Annotated in this window: 4 protein-coding genes; all 4 read left to right on the top strand. The window is 40.3% G+C overall.

Features of this window, described 5'->3' with window-relative positions:
* Positions 1-79 precede the first annotated feature (79 nt).
* The gene (locus tag GTK07_RS19100; protein ID WP_067032280.1) at positions 80-427 is read left to right on the top strand and encodes a plasmid mobilization protein; all 348 of its coding nucleotides are present in this window, start codon (positions 80-82) and stop codon (positions 425-427) included.
* Positions 417-1,466 (top strand): relaxase/mobilization nuclease domain-containing protein, encoded by a 1,050-nt coding sequence (locus GTK07_RS19095; protein ID WP_067032282.1) that lies wholly within the window; start codon positions 417-419, stop codon positions 1,464-1,466. Before GTK07_RS19100 ends, GTK07_RS19095 begins: the two co-directional genes overlap by 11 nt.
* 11 nt (positions 1,467-1,477) lie before the next feature.
* The gene (locus tag GTK07_RS19090; protein WP_067032285.1) at positions 1,478-1,768 is read left to right on the top strand and encodes a hypothetical protein; all 291 of its coding nucleotides are present in this window, start codon (positions 1,478-1,480) and stop codon (positions 1,766-1,768) included.
* Between the two features lie 306 nt (positions 1,769-2,074).
* The coding region (locus tag GTK07_RS19085; RefSeq protein WP_163636631.1) for a recombinase family protein at positions 2,075-3,649 on the top strand (1,575 nt) is incomplete at its 3' end.

Raw genomic sequence — 3,649 nt, 5'->3', positions numbered from 1 at the left:
AGCAAGTTGTGTTTTTGTAAACAAAAACTGCGCACTTCGTTTACAAATGACCTTTAGAACAATACCAAAACCATAGAAAATGGCAAGACCTAAAAAGGACATATCAAAAAAAAGGACGATTGTCATCGCCTTTAGGGTTTCACAAAGTGAATACGTGATCATTACCAATAATGCGGAGACCATTGGGCTGTCAGTCGCCGGGTATATCCGAAGAAAATGTACGGGAAAATCCCTGCCAACGAAAAAGGTAGATCCTTTGGACCGGAAACTGTTTATCGAACTGAGCCGGATGGGAAACAACCTGAACCAACTCACTAGGGTCTCGAACTCAGGTATCCGTGACCCTTTCAGCATTCATAAACAATTGGAGGAGGTAAAAATGCTATTGAAACAGCTCAAATCAAGTATCTCGAACAATGATAGGTAAGATAACAATAGGGAAAGATTTCTATGGTGTTCTGGTCTACAATGAAAAAAAGGTAAACGAAGGAGTAGGATATGTCATCGATTCCAATATAGAGCCTTCCACAGCGGTAAACATGACACAGGAATTCAATTTGATCAGGCAAATGCGTCCGGGACTTGGGAATGCGGTCCTTCATGTTTCCTTGAACCTGCCCTACTCAGATGAATTGAACGATAAGGAGTTTGCTTCATTCGGATGTGACTATCTAATGAAGATGGGCTTCGATAACAACCAGTTCATTATGTACCGTCATACGGACACGGAACACGAACACATCCATATAGTGGCCAATAGGGTCAGGTATTCAGGCAGGATAACGAGTGACAGTAACATTAAAAGAAGAAGCCGGGAAGTGCTCAATGATTTGGAGAAGAAATATGGATTGACTCAGATTTCAACAAAAATTGGTGGAAAAAAATCACTTGACCAAAAGGAAATAGAGAAAACCCTTAGAACAGGCGATGTACCTATCAAACTTGTCCTACAGGAGCGAATCGGTTCGGCAATCTCAAAAGCAATGGACACAACAGAATTTATCAAGTTGCTACAAGAGCAAAATATCTCGCCAAGATTCAACGTAAGCAAAACCACAGGCAGGGTTTCGGGGATATCTTTCAAATATCAAGATGTGGTATATAAAGGCAGTACCCTAGGCAAAAAATTCTCATGGAACAGTATTGTAAAACAAATCGATTATGAGCAAACAAGAGACCGTTCAGTTATATTATCGGCTAATGGAAAAGAACGGGGAACTGATCAAGCTCACGAAGGAAACGATGAAGGAACAGTCAAGGTTGAACCAAGAAATAATGGGACTGCAAAAGGCACTCGAAATTCTGCTCAACAATCAAAAAGTCATGTGGGAGAAATTAAGGAAAATGGAATGACCGGGCCTTTATTGGATGAAGCGGAGTGGAATCCTTTCAAACTGGAACTCAAAGATGATATTAATAAGAAGAAGTCCAAAAGAAAGAAGAAAAGGAAAGGGCTGGGCTTCTAGAACTTGAACTTATGGAAAATAACAACAAGCAAAAACCTTCAGGAATGACCCCCTCCGAGATCCAGGTATTGGAGATGATACGCAGTAAAAGGTTCCTGTCCATCAAAGTGATCATCAAGAACGGGGAGGTCGATGCTATTGAAGGTCTGGAACGATTGGACACAGGGGAGCGTATCATCGATATGTTGAAACAACATGATTTTCAGAACCTGGAAATCAAACAAACCAATGGCAAGATTGTTTGTGTAAACAGGATATTCAGGAAAAAAGTCTCCCCTCTGGCAAAAACAAAAAGAAGTTAACCAACCATTGATATTCAAGGAATAAAATTGTCATCCGATACTGGATTTAAATAGTTAAAAAGGGTAAATTAAAGCCTGCTTATGCAAATACGGTGGTGACCTTACAACATGAAGGAGCTATTGCTATTTAACGGAAATGTCAAACCCGATAATCGAGCTAAAGCGGAAAAACAGAACATTCAACAGTACATGGCTCAAGACTTATAAAGGTTTTGAAGACTGCCAGGAGGAAGAAGCGAAAAAGATCGTGGAACAACTCCGGGAATTCGCCAACATAGTTTGCCGCCATGTCCAAAAAGGGAACATATGAACTTAGAGGTATTTGATCAATTTGCCAAAAGGGAAAAGGGAAGGATTATAGGGAAAAACAATACGGCCGTTATCTACACCCGTGTTTCAAGTAAGGAGCAATTTGACAAAAATGCCAGTCTAAGCACTCAACTTAAATATTGCCAGGAGTATGCACTTCGAAAAGAATTGGAAGTACTGGAATATTTCGGGGGAACCTATGAATCCGCAAAGAGCGATGAACGTAGGGAATTCCAAAGGATGTTGAAGTATGTCAAAAGGAGAAAGAACATTGGCTATATCATTGTCTATTCCTATGATAGGTTTTCACGTACGGGCGCGAACGGTGCCTATATCAGCGAGCAGTTAAAAAAGCAGGGAGTGGCCGTTATATCCGCCACCCAGGAAATCGATGTAACCACGAGTGCGGGCACCTTTCAAGAAAACCTCTATCATATGTTTTCCCACTTTGACAATCAGGTCCGTAGGGACAAATCAATTACTGGAATGCGGGAAAAGTTACGAAGGGGCCATTGGACAGGAGCCTACCCATTTGGATACACCAATACGAACCCCGGTAAAGGAAAGACCCCCAATTTTGTAATCACCAATGAAGGAAGATTGTTGAAGCAGGCTTTTTTATGGAAGGCAAATTCCAATATGTCCCATGTCGAGATTGCAAAACGGCTCAAAGAAAAGGGTCTGGACATAAACGCAAAAAAATTGACCGATCTTTTTAGAAACCCGTTCTATTGTGGACTTATTGTCAATAGCCTAATTCCTGGAGAAGTGATTCAAGGAAAACACGAGGCCCTGATATCGAAAGAAATCTTTTTAAAGATCCATAATCTACTTCACGAGGGAGATACACCCAAGAAATATTCGTACGACGATGAAAATCTGCCATTAAAACAGTTTGTCAGATCTTCGGTTTGTGGGACACCTTATACTGGGTTTATTGTGAAGAAAAAGGGGCTATATTATTACAAGAACAGGCGTAAGGGAAGCAGGGAAAGTAGAAGCGCAAAAAAGCTCCATGAAGAGTTTATAAATGTTTTGAACAGGTATACCATAGCCGATAAAAAGTATATCGAACCTTTGACCGATATCATACACGATACCTTGTTGGCTTACAATCAAGAAGCACTTAACGACCAAAAACGATTGACCAAAGAACTCGCTCAAATCGGAGAGCAGATAAATACATTGGAAAGAAGGTATGTAGTGCTGAACGAAATCACAAAGTCCCAATATGATCTTTTTATGCCTGAACTGAAAGCTAAACAAAGGGAATTGGAGATGAAATTGGAGAATAGCGGGATAAATAGTTCAAACCTCAAAAAGTCAGTAAAAATGGCACTCGATTACGCTTGTAACTTACCGTATTTATGGAAGTTAGGGGATTTGGAAACAAAAAGGGCCATACAATATATGGTGTTCCCTGACGGGATTGTGTATGACTTCAAAAACAAAGCAGTTCAAACTTTTCGGGTCAACGAAATTTTTGGCACAATCGGTTCGTTTTCAGGTAATTTGAAGGAAATAAAAAACGGGAAATTCCACTCAATTTGTGAAAAATCCCGTTTAGTGACC

The sequence above is a fragment of the Flagellimonas sediminis genome (genome assembly GCF_010500845.1).
Classification (GTDB): domain Bacteria; phylum Bacteroidota; class Bacteroidia; order Flavobacteriales; family Flavobacteriaceae; genus Flagellimonas; species Flagellimonas sediminis.
Note: the sequence above shows the minus strand (reverse complement) of the source record. Positions and strands in the feature narration are given on the sequence as shown.